The following is a 19,908-nucleotide window of genomic DNA, read 5'->3' on the forward strand; positions in this document are numbered from 1 at the left end:
TGAAAGGGCACGAAAGACACGTTACGGCAGTTGCCTTTATGCCTGATGGAAAAGCTCTTGTCTCAGCTGATTGGCATGGAATTCGTTTTTGGAACATTGAAGCTAACAAGCAAGAATCAGAAATACGATTTGGAGGCTGGATTCCGTGTCTATCGATCTCGCCTGATGGAAAGCTACTTGTGGCTGGCATCGCAGCGACTTTGCAAAGATGGGAGATATCAACCTTGCAAGAATTGCCATTTTATGCTTTGGCTGACGAGTGCTGGTCCATTTCCTTTTCCCCATCGGGCAAATCATTGGCATGTTCCAGCGGGCCCAAAATTCAAATTTGGACTGCGGAGCCATTCGCCTTAAAGCATGAATTAGAAAGCCATGAAGGAAGAGTGTGGTCTGTTGCTTATTCTCCAGATGGCAAAATCTTGGCCTCCGGCAGTGAAGATTGCTCAATAAAGCTCTGGAAAGCTAATAATTATTCGGAAACTCGCCATATTGAGTCGGCGCACGAGTTTGGGGTTAATTGCGTTTGCTTTTCACCTGACGGGCGTCTTTTGGCTTCTGGGGGCAATGACGGAACTGCGAAAATATGGGATTGGGAGGATCGCAAAGAGCTGGCGACATTATCAGTCATGCCATCAGCTGGTCGTCCTCGACGCGCCACTGCCCGTGTGAAAAGCATCTCTTTTTCTCCAGACGGGCGCAGCCTCGCAATTGGGGGATCCAACCCAAATCATCTCCAATTGTGGAAACTGGAAAATGACAACGAAAAGTAGTTTATTTAAATATCTTAGAGAATATACACGCTAGTTCACCGCCTCGAAGAGAACGGAATAATCATGGGCGTCTCTGTTCTCTTACTGGCTCTTCTGTTGGCGCTTCCTTTTGCGGTTGCCCTGGCCGTTGTGATCGCCTATTTTTTGATCGCGATTTCCAGCACTCTGAAATTGGTCAGCCCGGAGCATCGGCAACTGCCGCCCAGCTTTGTCTGGCTCTGTCTGATCCCGGGAATCGGGAGCTTCATGGCTGTCTGGATGGTTTACGAGGTAGCCTCGTCGCTGCGGAAACAATTTGAGAGCCTTGGAGATCATCAACCCGGAAATTCCTACGGGCTGGCTTGTGGCCGGGTTTGGGCATTCGGCCTCGCCATGATGACATTTTTACCGTTGATTGCCTTCATCCCCGAATTTGCGCCCATGATAAATTGGGCGTTAAAGGCATATGTTCTTTCACTTCAAATATTTGGCGTGTTGGGTCTCGCCCTCTGGATTGCCTACTGGGCGCAAATCATTGAATACAAAGGCCGGTTGGAAAATCATACCGTCTCCGGCCGCCTCAACAGCCTTTCGCAAGAAGAACTGGATTTCGGTGATGACATCGGAGAGAGGAAACACACAAACAATAGCGGGACGGGAAATGACAACTGAAAATCGACTTTTGGGCGCCATGATCAATAGGGAATTCACATGAATATTATCGCCGTCATCTTTATATTGCTGCTTCTGTTATTCTTGTCTGCATTGGCGTTTATTGTTGCTGTCACCCAATTCTTGCATTGCCTTTGCCAGACGCTGAAGTTGATATGCCCGGAGCATCGGCAGCTATCACCCGTTCTTGTCTGGCTTTGCCTGATCCCCGGCATCGGGAGCATCTTGGGCTTCTGGGTGATTTGGGGAATGGCCGCATCGCTGAGAAAACAATTTGAGAGTTTGGAAGATCATCGGCCTGGCGACAGTTACGGTTTGGCGCCCGGCTTGGTTTGGAAAAGCAGTCTGGCCGCCTTGGCGTTGATTGTGTGTCTTGCCCTGTTTTGTGACCTTTCATTCTTGAAGTCTTTGTCTGTTGATGTGAGGCTCTTGGGAGTTTTCGCTTTGCTTTTCTTGATGACGCCTGCTTGTGCCTTCAGTGGCTACTGGGAGCGAATCATTGAATACAAAGTTCGGTTGGAAAAACATGCCATGTCCGGCCGGATCAGCGGCCTCACCCAAGAGGAATTGGATTACGGAGAGGACATCAGAGAGAGAAAACCGCGAGGCGACATTCGGCCGGGGACAAATGGCTGAAGTCATTGCTTCCCGCTTATGCGGCAGCGAGGCCCGGCCCGCCACATCGTAAGAGAGTTTGTGAACGGCGCCGACCCCGAGGGCTTTCTCGCCCGCCGGAAGTCGCCCGCGTAGAACTATCGGCTGACGCCGTTTGATGGCGTTTTCTCTCCCTGACTGAGAAATTCAGATGAAACTCGCGATCCCGTTCATGATTCTGATTCTCGCATGTGGCTGGCCTCGCCCCGTGGCGGCGGGCAATCCGAACTTGGTTCCCGGAGTTTGGAAGAACGTCACGCCTCCCGATGTCACGACCAGCTTCAAGGATCATGTGTTCTGTCAGGGGGTCACCGTCGACCCCAAGAATCCGGCGACGGTGTATCTGTGCGTTTGCGCGTTCGACGCGGCGAAGGGGGGCCTGTTCAAGACGACCGATTCGGGCGCGACGTGGAAGAAAATTGGCCCGCTTGACGAACCGCTTCATGTCGCAGTCAACCCGAACGACTCGAAGCATCTGTATTGCGTGGACGGCGTTCGCGGCAAAACCCTTGGCTTTTGGGTTTCCAAGGATGGCGGTGGAAGCTGGTCGATGCCGGACGGGTTCAAGAAGGCCACCGAGAAACCCGTCGGCACCCGCGACCTCTATTCGCTCGCGGTCGATCCGGCAGACTTCAAGCACGTACTCGTGTCGTTCCATTCGCCGTGGGCGGACGGGAAGAATTGCGGCGTGTTGGAAAGCAATGACGGCGGCGAATCCTGGACCGCCCACGCCCCGCCGCCCACGCTCAAGGGAGGTTACGGGATGGCGATTTTCTTTCTCTTCGACCCGGTGAAAAAAATCGGCGACAAGAACACCTGGCTGTTCACCGCCCAAGAAGGGGGCTTTTTCAAGACGACCGACGGCGGCAAGACATGGGCCAATGTTTACAAAAACTCGATGACCCACGGCGGCAATCAACTCCATCGGGCAAAAGATGGAACGCTATACTCCGGTGGCTATCAATACCCCGCCCGCAGCACGGACAACGGCTCTTCGTGGGAACAGGTTAAGAAGGGACTGGTTTACAGTTGGTACATGGGCGTCTGCGGGGATGGCGAAAACATCTATATCGCCAGCTCAAGCAAGAGCCAGCCGTTTTTCGTCTCCCCGGAGACAGACGGCCTCAACTGGAAACCGCTCAACGACCAAAAGTTCTCGGCGGTCCCGTTTGAAATGGCCTACGACCCAATCAACAAGATTTTGTACTCGGCCAGTTGGGAAGAGGGATTGCTGGCGATCAAACTCGGGGCGGGGAAGCAATAACGCGGGCATCATCATCCATCAGCGGGTTCGCCAAACCAGCCTGAATTGTTTGGGATCCAGTTGTCTCCCCGCCATTTCCTCGCACAACCGTTTGCCCTCGGTCGGAGAAACGCCGGCCGAGAGGTTGCCGGTGATTCTCTCGCCGGGATACAGGTTGTGCCGTTCGATCAGCGACGTCATCGTGAATTCGCGGGCATCCATCACCGTGCCCAGCCGGATCATTTGCCCTTGATCGTTCTTCACCTGTAGCTGCCTGATCTCCGGAATCTGCTCTCGAATCTTGGGGGCAAGCCGGATATCGATGTGCCACGACCGGCCAGACTGATTGAAACCAGATCCTTCCCGGAGGCCGAGAAAAATTTGCAGGGTGTTGAGGATTTCCTTGATCGGCACATTCAATGCCGCGCACTTGACGCGGTCGATTTCAAGCCGGAGAAACGGCTCGCGACGCTGGCCGGAGCCGGGGACCACGTCCGTAAATTTGCCCCCCTGATTCATCGCCTCCACCATCGCGGCGGTTTTCTCACGCAATGCCTCGCTGCCATGCTGGCCAAGGTCTTCAATGGTGAAATCGACGGGGAAGCCGTACACCGGGAAACCGCCCGAGAGCGACGGGACGCTGATTCGGAATTTGGCCTCGGGAAGCTGATTCAGAAGCCGGCCCCGGATGGTGTCCGCGATCACGTCCCGCTTGCTTTGCGGAGCCAGGCGAACAACGAGGCAAGGGTGATTCCGGGAGGATGAGAACGGCTGTTCGCCCAGCGCCAGCACGTCGCGCGCCTCCGGGACTTGCCGCACCACCTCGACCGCCCGCTTCAGGGCCTCGGCCATGCGTTCCGCCGAGGCGGCCTCCGGCAGTTCCGCGTCGATCACCAAATGTCCGGGTGTCTCGGGATTGTTCGGATCGTCCAGATTCGCCGAGAAGTCGAAGATTGTTTTCAGGGCCAGCCCGTCGGGCAGTCGCTCGGCCAGTTCGGCGATTTTGTCCGCAACGGCCCGGCTTGTCTGGCTCGGCCGGGCGTTCGGCAGGGAATAAACGCACGCCACCACCGCCGGGCTGGCGTTCAGGGCTGCGGTTGAACCAGCGTGTTCGTCCCGCCCCAATTCGACACGGGCCACATCGCGCAGCCGAACGATTTGACCTTCTGGCGTGGCCTTGAGGACGATGGCTTCGAGTTGCTCCGGATCGACCCATCGGCCGACGGCGGCGACAGTCAGCGTGAACGCCTGACTCTGCACCAACGGAAGCTGGCCAAGCGGGAGACCGGCCACCCGGATGTTTTGCGAGTCCAGCCCCTTGGCCACATCCGCCGCGGTGAGTTCGCGCGCGGCAAGCTTGTCGGGATCAAGCGACACCCTCACCCGATATTCCCGTCGGCCAATCAGGCTAACATCGCCAACGCCAGATACGCGGGCCAGTTCGTCTTTGACTTGGATGACCGCATAGTTGGCCAGATAAATCTCGTCGAACCGGCCGACCGGCGAAGTCAGGGCGATGAGCATGAGCGGCTCGGCCGACCGTTTGCGAACAAGAATTCCTTCTTGCTGCACGATGGCCGGGAGAACCGGCATGGCCATGCTGACCCGGTTCTGGACCAGCGTTTGCGCCATGTTGAGATCGGCCCCGGCGGGGAAGGTTATTTGCAGGCGATAATGGCCGTCGCTGGAGGATTGCGACGACATGGACAGCATGTTTTCGACGCCATTGACCTGCTCCTCAATCGGTCCCGCCACCGTGTCGGCCAAAACCCGGGCATCGGCTCCGGGATAAACGGCATGAACAATGACGGTCTGCGGAAGCTGATACGGGGCCAGTTCGACTTGGCTGGCGTGATCGACCTGATCCTTCTCAACGCCTCGATCCGGCCGGGGGCGGGCGATGAAATAAAGGGCGACACCGGCGACACCAAACACAAGCAAGGCGGCCAAAACACTGATTCTTCGTCGGGACATGACGGCGTCTCCTCGTTGTCGGTTCCGGCGGCTGGCCCCACGCTATGGGGCCTTCTTTTCCTTCTCGACGGCGGCCTCGAATTTCTCCTTCGCGGCCGCCACGAACTTCTGGTAACCCTCGGGATCGACCCAAGCGGCCGCCCCTTCCTTCGCCGCTTTCGCCAGTTTGGCGTCGTACCCAATGTTATTGGTGTGTCCGTGAAGCCAAATGTCCGGCTTCAGCCCCTCCAGTGTTCGGAAGGTCCGGCGAAAGTCGTCCTCGATCCCCTTGTAAGACGGGCGATTCGTCACTCGATAGCCGGGGTTTACGCTGGTTCCGTCAGGGAAGACAACCGTGCAGATCTTGCCGTCCACAACGATCTTGGTGACGTAGGTGGTCGAGCCTTTGGTGTGCCCCGGCGTCAACAACGCCTTGATTGTGATGTCGCCGAGTTTGATCTCATCCTCATCGCGGAAGATCGTGTCCGCCTTGGCGGCGTCGAACGCGAACTCTTTGCTGTCGCCGTAGTGAAAGTCGAGTTTGCCGCCGGACTGGAACAGTTCGACTTCCTCTCGCATCATGGCGATTTTCGCGCCTGTGGCCTTTTTGAGATAAACGTGCCCGCCGACATGGTCGCAGTGGGCGTGGCCAGTAAGGATGATCTTCACGTCCGATGGCTTGAACCCAAGCTTGATGATCGACTTCTCGATTATCTCCCCCGATCCCGGCATCCCGGTGAAAATGAGGACATGCCCCTCGGAGCCGGTGATGAGATAAGAGCCAAGCCCTTTGGTGCCAACGAAGTGAACCGGCCCGAAGAGTTTCGCCGGTTCCGCAGGCTCGTCCCACTTCAGCGCCTTCCGGGCCGTGTTCAGAAAGAGAGCCGGATCTTTCGCCAGTTCGTCCAACTTTTCCTTCGGCACAAGTCGCGCGAGGCCGAGGGTGGCCCAAGAACTGGCGGCGCAGGTGATTGGTGTCAGGAGTTTCGCGCCACCGGGATCGCCATTGGGGGTTGATCGAGAAATCATCGGCCAGGCGCCGTCGGGCTTTTGCGTGGCGACCAGAAAGTCAATCCCGCGTTTGATTTCGGGTCGGTCGGCCGTGAAACCCGCGAGCGACAAAGCGTACAAGGTCTGGCCGGTGGCAAAGGCGTCGCTCTTCAATTCCGGCACGGTCTGGCTCCAGCCGCCGTCGGCGCGTTGCAGGGCCAGCAGTTCGTCAATCGTCGGTTGCAGCGTTTTGGGTGGTTTGCCGGAGCGAACCCCCATCAACACCTTCAGGACTTTGTCTTGATGCAGGTCGGAGCGTTTGGCGGCGTCAAGCCAAGTGATCGCTTTCGCCAGAGCCTCACGCTGAGATTTTGGCGAATCAGGCCCCGTTTGCCCCGAAAGCGCCATGATGATCCAGGCGGCGTCAGTGGTCTGGCTTTCGTTAATTGGCGGTCGCCGGAGGGTGGCAAAGAATTCCCATGAGCCGTCGGGCTGTTGCTTCTGGACGATTTCCTCCGCGATCAACTTTAAGCTTTGTTTCTGTCCCTCGCTCATCGCGGGCAACGACTGTGCGGCGACAGCCAGGAACGGCAACCCCATGTTCAGCCCCCGGCCCTGCGGGCGCGGATCGGGCGGGGCGGCCGGATCGGGGAAGATTCTTGAGGCCAGCAACTTGTCCTTGCTCCCCAGCAAGGATTCGACCGTCTCCGCCAAGAATTTCTTGTCAATCACATACCCCTGCCGTTCGGCTTCGCCAAGCGCCCAAAGCGGCATCGGCACATGATGGCAGGCGGCGCATTGGCGAGTGTTCAACCAGGCGGCGCATTCGGTTTGCAGATATTTGATGGCGTGATCGACCGCTTGATGAACCTGCGGCGTTGTGGCGCGGGGAATCGAGGTTGGTTCGGCGGCCAGACCCGGCCGTGAGAGGCAAAGCCCCAAAAGAACCCAGGCCAGCGAGGAGATGCGAATCATGGATCGATTCCGTGTCGGCAGAATGATCGGCGCCAGCCAGGATCTTACCGCATCATCTCCGGGCTTGCCAGCATTTGATCTCGCGATCACATTCATGTCGGAGGCTGGCCCCGGCGGCCTCATTGCCGTGACGACGCGAGCCAGAGACAAACGAATCAAATCGAGCCTGACCGATGCGGAAGATCGTGAATAGGTTAGCAGCCCACGTTCGGGCGCCGTTCAAGCGCCAGGAACTTCCCGCCAATACTGTGAGGGTTTTATGCGCAAACTGTCCGCGTTCGTCTTGATCGCCGCTTTCTCAAGCACCGGCTTGTCGATGGCCCAGCCGGCCCGCAACTACGACGACAAAGGCGCCCCGCCGTTCAAGGTGCTGAAAGAGGGGGAGAATCCCCCGCTCGATGCCAATGACAATTTCGTCATCGGGCCGAAGTATGTGGCGGCCCCGGAACGCAAACCGGTTGAGGGTGTTCCGCAAGGGAAGGTGACGCAATTTGAATTCGACTCGAAGGAAACCAAGCTCTTCAACCCCGGCATCGCCCGCAAGGTGTTCGGCACGGTCGATCCGAAGAACCCGAAGACGCTGATTGTCGAGACGCACACCATCGACTACAAGCGCCGGGTCGGGGTGTACGTCCCCGCCCAATACAAGGAAGGGACGGAGGCGCCGTTCATGGTGGTTCACGACGGCCCCGGCGCCGCCGGCGGCTACAAAACCATCCTCGACAATTTGATCGCCCAAAAGCGGATTCCCCCCATCGTCCTGATCTCCCTCAGCAACGGCGGCGGCGACGCCCAAGGCCACGAACGCGGCAAGGAATACGACAACATGAATGGCGATTTCGCCACGTACATCGAAGACGAAGTGCTGCCGCGCGTGGAGAAAAACTGCAAGGTGAAGCTGACCAAAGACCCCGAAGGCCGCGCGGCGATGGGCAGCAGTTCCGGCGGATCGGCCGCCCTCATCATGGCGTGGTTCCGCAACGACCTGTACCACCGGGTGCTGACGACATCAGGCACCTTCGTGAACCAAGCATGGCCGTTCGATTCCAAGTATCCCGACGGCGCTTGGGGCTTCCACGAAACGCTGATTCCCAAGGAACCGAAAAAGCCGATCCGCATTTTCATCTCGGTCGGCGACAAAGATTTGCTCAACCCCAACGTGATGCGCGACAACATGCACGACTGGGTGGAAGCCAATCACCGAATGGCCAAGGTCCTCAAGGATAAGGGCTACGAATACCAATACCTCTTCTGCCGCAACTCCGGCCACGGCATCGGCAACGCCCAGAACCAGTTCCTCCCCCACGCCTTTGAATGGGTGTGGAAGGGGTATGGGGCAAAGGAAGGGAAGTAGGTTTTGGTGCTTCCCCGGCAGGGCTGGGGACTTGTGGCTCGGTCGGTAGCCCTTCTGCTTCACTCGCTAGGTTCGGACAAATAACCCGATCTGGTTCCCGCCGGGCGAAAAACACTGGCACAGCACCATGCGACCGCAGTTAGGGAAATCGCCCCGGCAAAAAATCACTGAGCCGCCTTCGAGACAAAGATGGCGGGGTGCGTAGCCTTTGCCAACAGTGATTTGAGCACTTCTGCCAGAATAATCAGAAAAAATATCGACAGCCTCCCAAGTGTTCCACACAATATATAGGATAGTTAGCTTGCGCGCTGGGCGAGTGGACCGGAGGAGACGGACGGCATCCCTAGGATAGGGCTTCACGTCGACCATCGCAAGGTTTGCGCGAATACCATGCCGGCCAAATCCGCGAAAAAAATCCGGGATGAACTTCACGGCTACGGAGTGGCAAAAGAGAATGTACGCATATTCGGCGAGGAAAATCCGAAACCTGACCTTCAAGATTACCTCACCCTAAATGCTCTGCGGCGCAAGAATCGCCCCGCTCCGGACGGGGTTGCCGAGTATCAGGGAAGACCACTACTCTACTTTGTCGATGAGCAGCGGCTGACGAAGTCCAAGCCAACGCAATATCTCTTCGATGATGAGCCAGACCAAATCCCCACAATTTTCCGTCAGATTGCCTGTCGGGGTGAGCGGGTATATCTCGCTCGCGTCCAATTTGGGCGACTTCTCGTAACACCAGTATCCCCAAGCGAACAGCGGCCTGAATGGACAGAGTATACCCCAGGCTCGACGGACGGACGGACTCTTTTTTCGCGGCTCGCATTTGGGATCACTGAGGGCGAAGACTTTGCGGCGGGTGACGTCGTTTTCAAGAAACTCTTCGAGCTACTGAAGCATGCCGCGAACAAAATCGCGAATGATGAAGTGCTTCGCCCTGATGCGCTATCACTTGTTGGCCGCGCCCTATTTTTTCGATTTCTTCGGGATCGGGGCGTTCTTGAAAACTACCCAGTCAAGAACATTGCCCCCAAGGCACTAGACTGGACCGATTGCTTTTTAAACCCCAAGAACGCAGCCGACACATGTGCATGGTTAGACAAGACGTTCAACGGCGACTTCCTGCCGTTGTCCGAAAGCGGGAGTGAGGCGTTTTTCAAGCGTATCGACGAGCTTACCGAAGGAGAAATTTTCCGTCACCTCTCGGCTGTCGTGCGTGGACACCAGCCGAGCGGCAACGATTACCAGCCGTTGATTGACTGGAACTGGCAAACTTTCGATTTCGCCCACATCCCCGTGGGTCTGCTCAGCCAAGTCTACGAGGCGTTCTCATGGGAGTGGACGCCGAAGGAGGCGAAGAAGACGAGCCAGTGCTACACGCCCAGAAACATCGCCATCACGCTTCTGGACGAAGCCTTCGATGGGCTGCCAAACATTACCGATTGTCGCGTGCTCGATCCCGCATGCGGCGCGGGGGTTTTCCTCGTTTTGGCGTTCCGGCGCTTGTACTTGGAACTGTGGAAGCAAGGGAATGGAGCAGAAAGGCCCGGAACGGACGCGATCCGAAGAGTTCTGGAAAACCAGCTTGTGGGCTTCGACATCAGCGAGGAAGCCTTGAGGCTGGCTGCGCTCAGCCTGTACCTGACGGCAGTCGAACTCGACCCCGAACCGCAGCCCCCAAACAAGCTCCGTTTCAAGAACCTGCGAGGGCATGTGTTGCACAGTGTCAGGGAGCCAGGTGCAGACAAAAGAGGGACCGCTCTTGGCAGTCTTGGCACCCACTTGGGAAAGCGTTTTGATGGAAAATTTGATGTGGTCCTGAGCAATCCACCGTGGACAAGCGTTGACAACTCCCTTGGAAAGAAGCTCGAAAATGTTTGTAAAGAGGTGATTAAGAAGATCGATGCGCCGAAGGCCAAGGTGTACCGCCTTCCCGACCAAAACCCAGATCTGCCGTTTTTGTGGAAGGCGATGGAGTGGTGCAAAAGCGGTGGTCGAATCGCAATGGCACTCCCGGCACGCATTCTGCTGAAAACCGCTGTGACCCCATCCTCTGCCCGGCTCTCACTTTTCAGCCTCCTTCAGGTGGACGGCATTGTCAACGGCACGAATTTGTCCGACACGCATGTGTGGCCAGACATGAACCAGCCTTGGATTCTGCTTTTTGCCACGAATAAGCGGCCGCCCGAGGGTCACATGACGCGCCTAATAACGCTCCCAATCGAGGTGCAGCTCAACAAAACAGGACAGTTCCGGATCGACTCCGAATCTACCCGGTTAATCGATCCGGTGGCGGCCACCAAAAAGCCTTGGCTATGGAAAACACTGTCCATCGGCACGATGCTGGACGTGGAGGTCATTGAGAAGATTCTGTCTGCTGGCGGGACGCCGCTCAACAAATATTGGAAGAAAGTTGTCGGGAAGCACCGAAACGGAAAAGGGTACACTCGTGGAAAGCCGGAAGAGCGCACCCGAGACGCGAGCCATTTGAAAGGATTGCCAAACCTGAGCGTCAAAGACGCATTCAAGTTTGTGGTCAGCCCGGAGCAACTGCCGACCTTTGGACTGGACAAGGCCCAGTGGCCCCGGCGTTCTACCATCTACGATCCACCGCTCGCGTTGGTAAAGCAGTCGCCCGGCGAAGAGCGAGAGTCAGGCCGGGCCGTGCTTTCTTTCGAGCGAGTTGCGTATCACGAAACATTTAACGGATACTCCGCGTGTGGACATGCCGATGGCGAACTCCTCGCACGCTATCTCCACCTATTTGTTCATAGCAACATTTGGGTGTATTACTTGCTGGCAACAAGCCCTGAGTTTGGAGCAGAACGCCGTCGGTCCCGCAAAGCTGATCTCGAAAACTGCCCGATCATTCCTTTGGAGTCACTGAAGGAAGACCAGCGAAAAGAGCTGACACGGCTTTCTGAATCACTTACCGTAGGAACGGACATTCCTTGGTCAGACATCGACGCTTTCTTTGCCACTTTGTATGGGTTGAAAGCCTACGACCTTCAGGTTGTGCGCGACACGCTTGATGTCGCTCTGCCGTATGATACGGCCCGCGCCAGGGCGTGCCGCGCGCCGACCGAGGCAGAGAAGAAGGCGTTCATTGCGGTGGTGAAGAAGACACTCGTCCCGTTCATCCCTCCAAGAGGCGGCAAATTAACTGTTGAGCGACTAAAACTGCCCTCCACAAACGGCCGGATGGGGGCGCCGTTTGAAGTATTGTCGCTCACGACAAGCAACCACACCCCGGCCAATCCGGATTCGGTCGCCGATGGCGTGCTAGAACTGATCATTCAACTTGCCGCAGAGACGGGGTCTACGCAAATCTTTGTGGAAGAAGATGCCGGACTCGTGGTCGGCATTTACAAGCACTATCGCTACTGGACGGGTTCTCGCGCCCGCCTGCTGTGCGGAGAGATCATACGGAACCGACTCGATAAACTAACCGATTAAACTTCATGCCTAAACTCAGCCACATTTACGGCTCCGCTTCTGTCGTCTTGCCGAACCCGCCTTACCCGAAGGCCACCCTCCGCGTTATCGTCGAAGCCATTACTGAGGCATGGAGGCTGCTCAGGGATGATCCGCAAAACGGGTTTATTCTCGACGGCGCGACCGAAGACGAAATCACCTTGGAACTTCGCAACCGCTTAATGGATGACGTCCTCGACAGCACTGACTTTCCCGCATTCACGTCGGAAAATTTCTGGATAAACCGGGAGTCCAAATTTGAATCCTTTGATCGCAAGCACCTCGACAAAATGCCCGACCTCCACGTCGCTGTCCGCCGGAATTGCAGTCCGGGTCTTCGCTCTGCGGACGGATTATTCGTCGAATGTAAGCCAGTTGGACGCCCGACGCCTGCTGGAGAAGATTATTGCGATAAGGGCATTATCCGGTTTGTATCGGGAGAATACGCATGGGCGATGCCGCATGCGCTGATGGTAGGCTACGCAGCGAGCGGCTACACGATTGTCACTAAGCTCAAGACGGCTCTCGGCAAGCGGAAATTAGAGTTGAAGTTGGACGGCAGCCTCAAGAAGTGCTGTGGTTCTGTCGCAAAAGGGTATGCCCAAGATCTTCACGAAACGACGCACAATCGCGGGTTCACCTACCCGCAGACCAAGACGACGGCACCCGCTATCGTCCTTCAGCACTTATGGTTGGATCGCGAATAGGCCCAGTTACCACTTGTCGGAATATAAGGGATAACCAGCGTAAGCGGCGGCGTGCTTGAATTCTTCCCGAATCTTACCAGCAGTTCCGCCTTTTCAGATGAGTCGTCTTTGAGTCTTTCTCAAACGGAGGCGAAAGGGTACGGTCTCGTTTGAAATAGATAAAGAGAATTCGGCTCGAAACGCCGGAATTTGGCAAAAGGCACCAGCATGTTTTGGCAGCCTCAGACCTGTAAATCGCCATTCCGAATATTTTTCAGGTTTTTTTGCGTCGTTGGTGTGTCGTCCGCTCCGGCCGACAACCCTTATTCTTCACCGGCGGCGGGGTTGGCGACGCTGTGGGAGTGGTCGTTTCTGGGGGCTTGGTTGGCCCGTTTGCGATTGGCCTCCAACGCTTCCTTCGGCGGGTTGGCGGGGATCATCAGGTGACGGTGATTCGTTCCAGTTATTTCCCGCCGTCCTTTTTCTCCGCATCAACTTCGCGGAACACCAGTCGGGCGAAGTGGTGGAGGTCGCTCTTCCACACCTTAAAGTCGTGGCCGCCGCCGGGGATGACGCGGTACTCATGCGGCACCTTTTTCTCGTCCAGCATCTTGTGGACGCCCTCGCTGATCCGGAACAGCCCGTCCTTGTCTCCGCAGGCGACGTACAGCAGCTTCAATTTCTTGGCCGCATCCGCGTGGTCTTTGATGAGGTCGTCCGGCTTCTTCGTGTTCGGGGCGGACGAAAACCCGCCGACCCAGGCGAACGTGTCCAGGTTGCCCAGCCCGAAGTTGAGCGACTGACCGCCGCCCATCGACAGCCCGGCGATGGCGCGTGATTCACGGCCGGCCTTCACCGGGTACGTCTTCTCGACGAACGGGATCAGGTCGGTGAGCAGTTCCTTCTCGAAGACGGCAAACGCGGGGGACTGCTTGGGGATCGGGTCTTTTGCGGTCACGTCCTTCGACGCCCGGCCGTTCGGCAGGACGACGATCATTGGCGCCGCCATCTTGTCGGCATACAGGTTGTCCAGAATCACGTCCGGCGTGCCGCCGCGCGCCCACTCGTTCTCGTCGCCGCCGATGCCGTGGAGAAGGTACAGGACCGGGTACGTCCTGTCCTTGGAGTAGCCCGGCGGGGTGTAGACCCTCGCCTTGCGCTTCCCGCCGACCGTCGTCGAGTCGTACTCGACCGTCTCCAGCTTGCCATGATCGATGCCGTCCCGCCGCTTGTCGAAGCCCGCGGGCGGCGCCGGGTACTTTTCCGTGGGGTCACCCTTCTGGGCAAGGGACGGCATGGCCACGCCCAACAGCACGGCCCACGCGAACACAGACACGATACGTCCGCTCATTTTTGTTCTCGTCAGGGAAAGATAAGTGAAGTTGGAAGGGCGGCGATTGACCTGCGATGGCGGGGCGTCGCCCGTTGCTTGCCTGCCTTTCCGGCTCGACGCTGCTGCGTTTCCCGAATGGAAACCTCGGCGTGTCGGACCAAAGCAGGACAAGCACATCGGTCACCACGCGCATCGTCAGCAATCTATTTGAGCTGCTTGAGCCGAATGTTCTTGAACTCCGCCCACATCGGCGCCCCGGCATGAAGTTGGAGGGCAAAGATGCCTTCCGACAGCGCCAGCTTCGGGTCCTCGTCCGTGAAGTCCAGCACGAGTTGGCCGTTCAAGTAGTGCTTGATGTTTTTGCCCTTGGCGACGATGACCACGTCGTTCCAGTCGTCCAGCTTCATCAGTTTGTCGAAAGCTTCCTGGGTCACGAACGTTTCCTTGACCTCTTTCTTGCCGTCGGCGGTCCAGACAGCCCGTTCGCCGAGCAGGCAGATCCGGCCGCGACGGCCGCCCTCGTCGTAAATAAAGCTCGACGTGTTGGGAAACTTCTTTTCGTTCCGCAACTCGTGCTGGTAGCCGCGCACGACCCAGGCGTTGCTCACCTTGCCTTCGGTGATGTGCTTGGAACGGTATTGAATGCCGGAGTTGTTGGCGGCGTTCATTCGGAAGGAAAGCCGCAGGTCGAAATCCGCTGCGGTCCCGTCCTTCCAGATGAGGAAGGTGTTACCCTTGGCGGGGTTTTCCTTGGTCGTCTCGCCGCGAAGGACGCCATCCTTCACGGCCCACAGCCGCGGGTCGCCGTCCCAGCCGGTGAGGTCCTTGCCGTTGAAGAGGACCTTCATGTCGCTGGCTTCGGGCGGGGGAGTCCGGGCGTTTTCGTCGGCGAAAAGGGTCGTTGAAAAGGTCAAAAAGGCGAGCAGGGTCAGGCAGCGGTTCATCGCGATTCTCCAAGGGGACACGCAACTGCGATCAGCGCGTTTCCGATAGATCTTATCGCGCGCCGGTCGCATGGCCCGCTTGGAACCCGTTCGCCCGACCGGCGATGAACCATCCGTCACGGCTGCGGAGCGTCGCCAGTCCCCGCTCACTTCTTGTCGGCTTCGTAAGTGAACGCCTCCTTGTCCGCCGGGACCACCCACACGTTGCGGAACTTCACCGGGTTGCCGTGGTCCTGGAGGAACACCGGGCCGGTCATTGTCTTCTTTTGCCGGTCGCGGATCTTGTCCAAGTAAGGGGTGTTGCCATATCGGAACGGGTGGAACGTCGATTTCGGTTCGCCGAACTCGGTGTTGTCCTGCACCTGCTTGCCGTTGAACCACACTGTGACGGTTCCCTTTTCGGTGATCTTGCCCGACTCGTCCCGTCGCGGGGCGCGGTAGCGGATGTCGAACACCTGCCACTCCCCCGGTTTGCGGCAGGCGTTTTCCAACGGGGCCGAGAACCCGTACAGCGCGCCGGCATCGTCCTGCGTGACCTTTTCCTTGCCGGCCGAGTTCAGGATCTGGATCTCGTAGTTCCCGTGGATGTAGACCCCGCTGTTCCCCGTCCCCTTCTCCGGCAGCAGGAACTCGACGTGGATGTCGGCGTCCTTGAAGTGCAGCTTCGACACGATGTGATTTTGGTTCTTCTTGTTGGAGGTCGAAGTGATCACCCCGTCCTCGACCGGCCAGTCAATCTTCTCGCCCGCCATGCTCAGGAACGAATGGTTCCCCTTTTCGTCGAGCAACACCGCCGCCCCTTTCGGCGGGGCGACGGGCAGCTTGCCCTGGTCCGGTTTGAAGCTCGGGGCGGCCGACAGATATGCCAGGACGAGCAACACAGCGGGTGTCATCGAGTCTCCTTCTCAGGCGGGTTCGGTTCGACGCGGCGGGTGGTCACTTCGCGCCGGGGTGCCGGGTTATTCCTTCTTGGCCTGGCGGGTGACGATCGGCACGTACCCGATTTCCAGGCCCTTCGGCGGGTTGACAAGAACGGCGGGATCAAGGTCGGCCAGTTTGCCGATGGTCGGCGGGGGGAGGTACTCGCGGTCTTTCGTCCAGCTTTTGTGCAACATCTCCACCCGCTTCTGGAGCGTCTCCCGCTCGTTGGCGGTCAGGTCGGCGTTCAACACGGCCGGTTGGTCGGCGAAGCGATACCAGTGGTACGTCACCACACTGCCGTCGCCGAGCTTCGCCTCGAACGGCCCGGTCGCCGGCCCCGGCTTCTTCCAACTGCTGTTTGCCTCATCGGGAGTGACATATGGTTGCGAAGCGGGACGTTTCTGCGGGAAGGTCACTTTGGCCAAGCCCGTTTCGGCGGGCACTTCGCTGGCGCTCACCACCGCCCACCGGTCTTTGGCCTTCGGGTCTTTTGTCAGGCGGTAGTATTCGGGCAGCGTGATGGTCGCTCCGTCCTTCGCCACCGCCTCCTTTGCCCACTTGTAGCCGTAGGTGGTGTCGTCGAGTGCGGCGGGGGTGGCGAACGAGTTCCACGCCACCGGTGCTTTCTTCTCGCGGGGCGTGTTCGGCGGGTAAATCTGCCACGTCGCCCCGCCGCCTCCCTTGAACATGTGAACCGCCGACGCCTTCGCGTCGATGGTTCCCGACACTTCTTTGCCACCGTTGAACCACCCTTCCACGCCGTCCCACAGGGCCGCCCGGCCATATGCGGTGATGCGATGGATCAGCGGGGCATCGCCGGCCGCCTTCGCCGGGAACAGCGTGGGGGCGACACGAGCGTAGGTGTCGCCCTTCGCGTCGGTGGCGGTGTACGCGGGCACGTGCTGCGTCTCCATCTGCACCGCCTTGTTCGGCTCCGACGGCCGGGTGTCGAGGAACAGCCCGCCCAATTCGGGCTTATCAACAGTCGGCTTGGACCAGAAGTAAGGCAGGAAGAATGTGACCGGCCCCTTGAAGTTGCCGGTGTTCAGGAACAGCGTCCAGCACTGGTTGCCGGTCGGCACGTCTTTTCCGGCGGTCGTCTTCTTGGGCGAAGTGAGCGGCAGCGGCAGGTAACCGTACCCGAACAGTTCGCCGCTCGTGCCTTGTTTCAGGTTCAAGCCGTCCGGCGGCCACAGCACCCACGGGCTGAGTTGGGCGATGGCGTAGTGACCGGCGGGCTTCTTCCAGTCGCGGCCCTTGCCGGCGCCGGGGCCGTTCGCCCACTCGCTGAAGTTCAGGGCCACCCCGCCCATGATGAACTTCGGTGTCTCGGTGGCGAACCGGGTGTCCCGCCACCAGCCGAGGCCCCCCTCGATGTCTGAATATTGATCTTTCGGTTTCTGACCGTCGTGCCGGGCGAACATCCACGTGCCGAACAACCCGCTTTGAAACTCCTGACCCGGGTAGTTCTTCAACAGAGGCCAGGCCGCCACATATGTCGAGAAGCCGGCGTTGTACTTTGCGTCCACCTTCTCATGTGGGACGAGAAGGTAGCCCGCCATCTCCGCCCTCTGCGGTGACGGGTCGGCCGCCCGGACGGCGGAAACGCAAACGGCGAACGCCGCCAAGCCCGCCACGATGCAAGAAAAACGGTTCGGCATCCGACAACCTCCGAGGGCGGGAAACGGCGCTTATTTGGACGATTTCTTCTCACACAACTTCAACATCGCCTGGCCCATCGCCTCGCCGATCAGGTAGTACGTCTCGGCGTTGCTGTTCCAGTGGTAGCCCTGTTTGGTCGGCGACACCTCCTCCGACCGCCAGAACCCTGTCGTTTTCACGAACGCCACGTTCCCCTTGAACTCCTCGTGCCCGGCCACCGCCGCCTGGGCTTTCATCAGTGACAATGCCCTCGGGTGTTTCTCCGCCGGGCCACCTTGGCCGGTTTCGGCGATCACAAACGGCAGGTCCTTCGTACCCAGGTCTTTGCGGATGTCACGGATGAAATGGGCCATGTTCTTCTCGTACTCGTCGTTGAACGCCTGGTTGACGCGGTCGTTCCACCCTTGGTGCCAGCCGAACCCGGTCAACTCGTAGTCGCGGTCGCCGAACTCGGGAAACTCCTTCTTCAGGTCCTTCAGGACCGCTTTCGTACGGTCCACGACCTCCTTGTAGAAGGGGCCGGTTTCCCCGCCCGCGCCCGGCGGGCGGAAGTCTTTCGCCAGGCTCTTCCCACCCCAAGCCAGCTTGACAAGCAGCACTGGTTCCTCAAACGCGTCACCGACCACGCACCCGAACCCGAGTTCCGGCCCGATGCGGTCTTCCTTTGCCCCGAAGCCCGCCGTCAGCTTACCCTTTCGGTCCAGGTAGTGAATCCACACGTCGTCGCGGACGGCCCACTTGCCGTCCTTGTCGAGCAGACGCTTGAACTTGGGGTCGGCGCCCTTGTCCTTGGCGACATGCTCCAGGCTGCCCTTTCCCTCGTTCCGCTTCGGATCGGCCGCGACGAACCCGTGCCCCTCCATGTTCGACTGGCCGGCCAAAACGAACACTTTCACCGGCTTGTCGGCGGCCGTTCCGACGGCCGAGATCGCCCATAGCACGAGACAGGCAAGGGGCCTCAGTCCCGCCATGCGGCAAGCGATTCGTGTCGTCATTTCTTCTCCTCCGGTGGCTTTGTCAGGACGTACTCGTCAAACGTGACGATGTGCCCGGCCGAGGTGTTGTGCGTCGCGGCCGGGCCGATCAGCACGGCGGATCCGAATTTGAACCGGCCTAGGGAGGCAACAGGAGTCCACTTCTTGCCGTCGTGGCTCGACGCGGAGGTGAACTCGCCCCCGCGGCGGGTGAGACGCAGATAGACCGGCCCGCGATCCAACTTCTCGCCGGGCCGCCGAACGCTCTCGAAGACGTCCGTGTTGTAGCGAATGCACGCGAAGAAATCGCTCTTCCAAGTTTCCCCCTCCTTCAAGTGTTGTTGGAGGAAGGTCACCGACTGGGTCGGGTCGGCGGGCGTGTACAGGGCGATGCCGGCCGAAAAAGCAGGTTTGCCATCGCCGACGGCCGACAGGTCTTTGGCGTCCGACGGGACATGGGCGAGGCGAACGGTTACTTGGAAGTCCCCCTCGAATTTCCGGGTGACCAGCGGCCGGGCCGCCCCGTGATCTTCACCTTCGGCGGCAGCCTCCTTTGCCACGCCGACACGCAGTTCGCCCCGCGGGCTCATCTCGCACGTCACGCCCCTGGCTTCGACCGCCGTTCCGAACACGTCCGCGATCTTCTTCGCGGCGGGCTTGGGAGCCGGCGCGGCAACGACCAGCGACGCAATGAGCAGCAAGAGGATGGACGCCCGCATTGTTTCATCTCCGGCGTCGTCGGCTTGGGAAAACACTTGCCCCCGCCCCATGATACGGGTGGCGATTCAAGAGACTGGCCGCGCTTCGCCGACTACAAAGTATTTTGACGGTCGCGAATCACGTTTCACGGAAAAAAAGTAACGAACCCGGGAAAGAGTCGCATGGCCGGACAACCGCCCCGCGTGGCCATCATGCTCGATCTCCAGTGGCCGTACAAGCGGCACTCGGAGATCTTCGCCGGAGTGCAGCGGTTCGCCGAGGAACACGGGTGGGTGTCGATCATTGACGAATTCGCCCACGACACCCTGCGGCGGGCGCGAACCCCGGCCGAGCGGTATGACGGCATCGTGGCGAGGGCGAACCTCCCTCTCGCCCGGCGGGCGGCCAAATTGGGCGTGCCGGTGGTAAACGTGTGGCCGAGTTCGCCCGCCCAGGCCCTGATGCCGGGGGTGTTCCCCGATTCGACCGAATCGGGCCGGCTGGCGGCCGAACACCTGCTCGCCCGCGGGTTCCGCTCGTTCGCCACCCTCACCTCGCCGAAGAACGCGGACAACGAGCTGGAGGTGCGGGAGTTCGCCCGACTGGTCCGCGCGGCCGGATTCGA

The 19,908-nt window shown here is 58.9% G+C and carries 16 protein-coding genes and 1 pseudogene; 9 read left to right on the forward strand and 8 right to left on the reverse strand.

Features of this window, described 5'->3' with window-relative positions; translation table 11 throughout:
* The 4 genes from BGIM_RS64780 to BGIM_RS0110770 form a co-directional block, all read left to right on the forward strand.
* A partial coding sequence (locus BGIM_RS64780) for a WD40 repeat domain-containing protein (protein WP_072022254.1) occupies positions 1-770 on the forward strand: 770 nt, incomplete at its 5' end.
* 63 nt (positions 771-833) lie between these two features.
* A complete protein-coding gene (locus BGIM_RS0110760) occupies positions 834-1,421 on the forward strand; it encodes a hypothetical protein (protein WP_020469788.1) in 588 nt (195 codons plus the stop codon).
* Between the two features lie 39 nt (positions 1,422-1,460).
* Positions 1,461-2,057 (forward strand): hypothetical protein, encoded by a 597-nt coding sequence (locus tag BGIM_RS0110765; RefSeq protein ID WP_020469789.1) that lies wholly within the window; start codon positions 1,461-1,463, stop codon positions 2,055-2,057.
* Positions 2,058-2,226: 169 nt separating this feature from the next.
* The gene (locus BGIM_RS0110770; RefSeq protein WP_020469790.1) at positions 2,227-3,339 is read left to right on the forward strand and encodes a WD40/YVTN/BNR-like repeat-containing protein; all 1,113 of its coding nucleotides are present in this window, start codon (positions 2,227-2,229) and stop codon (positions 3,337-3,339) included.
* 18 nt (positions 3,340-3,357) lie between these two features.
* On the opposite strand, the gene BGIM_RS0110775 is transcribed toward BGIM_RS0110770, so the two are convergent.
* Complete coding sequence (locus BGIM_RS0110775; protein WP_020469791.1) at positions 3,358-5,292, reverse strand: efflux RND transporter permease subunit; 1,935 nt, start codon at positions 5,290-5,292, stop codon at positions 3,358-3,360.
* 42 nt (positions 5,293-5,334) lie between these two features.
* Positions 5,335-7,236, reverse strand: a complete 1,902-nt coding sequence (gene bla / locus BGIM_RS61260) for a subclass B3 metallo-beta-lactamase (RefSeq protein WP_020469792.1) — start codon at positions 7,234-7,236, stop codon at positions 5,335-5,337.
* Here bla and BGIM_RS62755 point away from each other — a divergent pair.
* From BGIM_RS62755 to BGIM_RS0110800, 4 genes are all read left to right on the forward strand, one after another.
* The gene (locus BGIM_RS62755; protein WP_020469793.1) at positions 7,235-7,429 is read left to right on the forward strand and encodes a hypothetical protein; all 195 of its coding nucleotides are present in this window, start codon (positions 7,235-7,237) and stop codon (positions 7,427-7,429) included. The genes bla and BGIM_RS62755 overlap by 2 nt on opposite strands.
* 66 nt (positions 7,430-7,495) lie before the next feature.
* The gene (locus BGIM_RS0110790; RefSeq protein WP_020469794.1) at positions 7,496-8,590 is read left to right on the forward strand and encodes an alpha/beta hydrolase; all 1,095 of its coding nucleotides are present in this window, start codon (positions 7,496-7,498) and stop codon (positions 8,588-8,590) included.
* 390 nt (positions 8,591-8,980) lie between these two features.
* The gene (locus BGIM_RS0110795) at positions 8,981-12,046 is read left to right on the forward strand and encodes an HsdM family class I SAM-dependent methyltransferase (RefSeq protein ID WP_020469795.1); all 3,066 of its coding nucleotides are present in this window, start codon (positions 8,981-8,983) and stop codon (positions 12,044-12,046) included.
* 5 nt (positions 12,047-12,051) lie between these two features.
* On the forward strand, positions 12,052-12,771 hold the full coding sequence (locus BGIM_RS0110800) for a hypothetical protein (protein ID WP_020469796.1): 720 nt from the start codon (positions 12,052-12,054) through the stop codon (positions 12,769-12,771).
* Between the two features lie 442 nt (positions 12,772-13,213).
* On the opposite strand, the gene BGIM_RS0110810 is transcribed toward BGIM_RS0110800, so the two are convergent.
* The 6 genes from BGIM_RS0110810 to BGIM_RS0110835 all read right to left on the reverse strand — a co-directional run bounded on the left by BGIM_RS0110810 (position 13,214) and on the right by BGIM_RS0110835 (position 19,303).
* Positions 13,214-14,101: an alpha/beta hydrolase gene (locus tag BGIM_RS0110810; protein WP_020469798.1), complete on the reverse strand. Its 888-nt coding sequence runs from the start codon at positions 14,099-14,101 to the stop codon at positions 13,214-13,216.
* A gap of 185 nt (positions 14,102-14,286) precedes the next feature.
* The gene (locus BGIM_RS0110815; protein WP_020469799.1) at positions 14,287-15,027 is read right to left on the reverse strand and encodes a 3-keto-disaccharide hydrolase; all 741 of its coding nucleotides are present in this window, start codon (positions 15,025-15,027) and stop codon (positions 14,287-14,289) included.
* 146 nt (positions 15,028-15,173) lie between these two features.
* Positions 15,174-15,920: a 3-keto-disaccharide hydrolase gene (locus BGIM_RS57290; protein WP_020469800.1), complete on the reverse strand. Its 747-nt coding sequence runs from the start codon at positions 15,918-15,920 to the stop codon at positions 15,174-15,176.
* Between the two features lie 66 nt (positions 15,921-15,986).
* On the reverse strand, positions 15,987-17,609 hold the full coding sequence (locus tag BGIM_RS0110825) for a hypothetical protein (RefSeq protein ID WP_020469801.1): 1,623 nt from the start codon (positions 17,607-17,609) through the stop codon (positions 15,987-15,989).
* A gap of 30 nt (positions 17,610-17,639) precedes the next feature.
* Positions 17,640-18,605, reverse strand: coding sequence for a sialate O-acetylesterase (locus tag BGIM_RS0110830; protein ID WP_020469802.1), 966 nt, complete (start codon positions 18,603-18,605; stop codon positions 17,640-17,642).
* On the reverse strand, positions 18,602-19,303 hold the full coding sequence (locus BGIM_RS0110835) for a DUF1349 domain-containing protein (RefSeq protein WP_157368876.1): 702 nt from the start codon (positions 19,301-19,303) through the stop codon (positions 18,602-18,604). Before BGIM_RS0110835 ends, BGIM_RS0110830 begins: the two co-directional genes overlap by 4 nt.
* A 162-nt stretch (positions 19,304-19,465) precedes the next feature.
* On the opposite strand from BGIM_RS0110835, the pseudogene BGIM_RS49830 reads away from it, so the two are divergent.
* Positions 19,466-19,908, forward strand: a pseudogene (locus BGIM_RS49830) (hypothetical protein); the annotation flags it as partial.

Origin of the sequence: Zavarzinella formosa DSM 19928 (assembly GCF_000255705.1) — a bacterium.
GTDB classification, from domain to species: Bacteria; Planctomycetota; Planctomycetia; order Gemmatales; family Gemmataceae; genus Zavarzinella; species Zavarzinella formosa.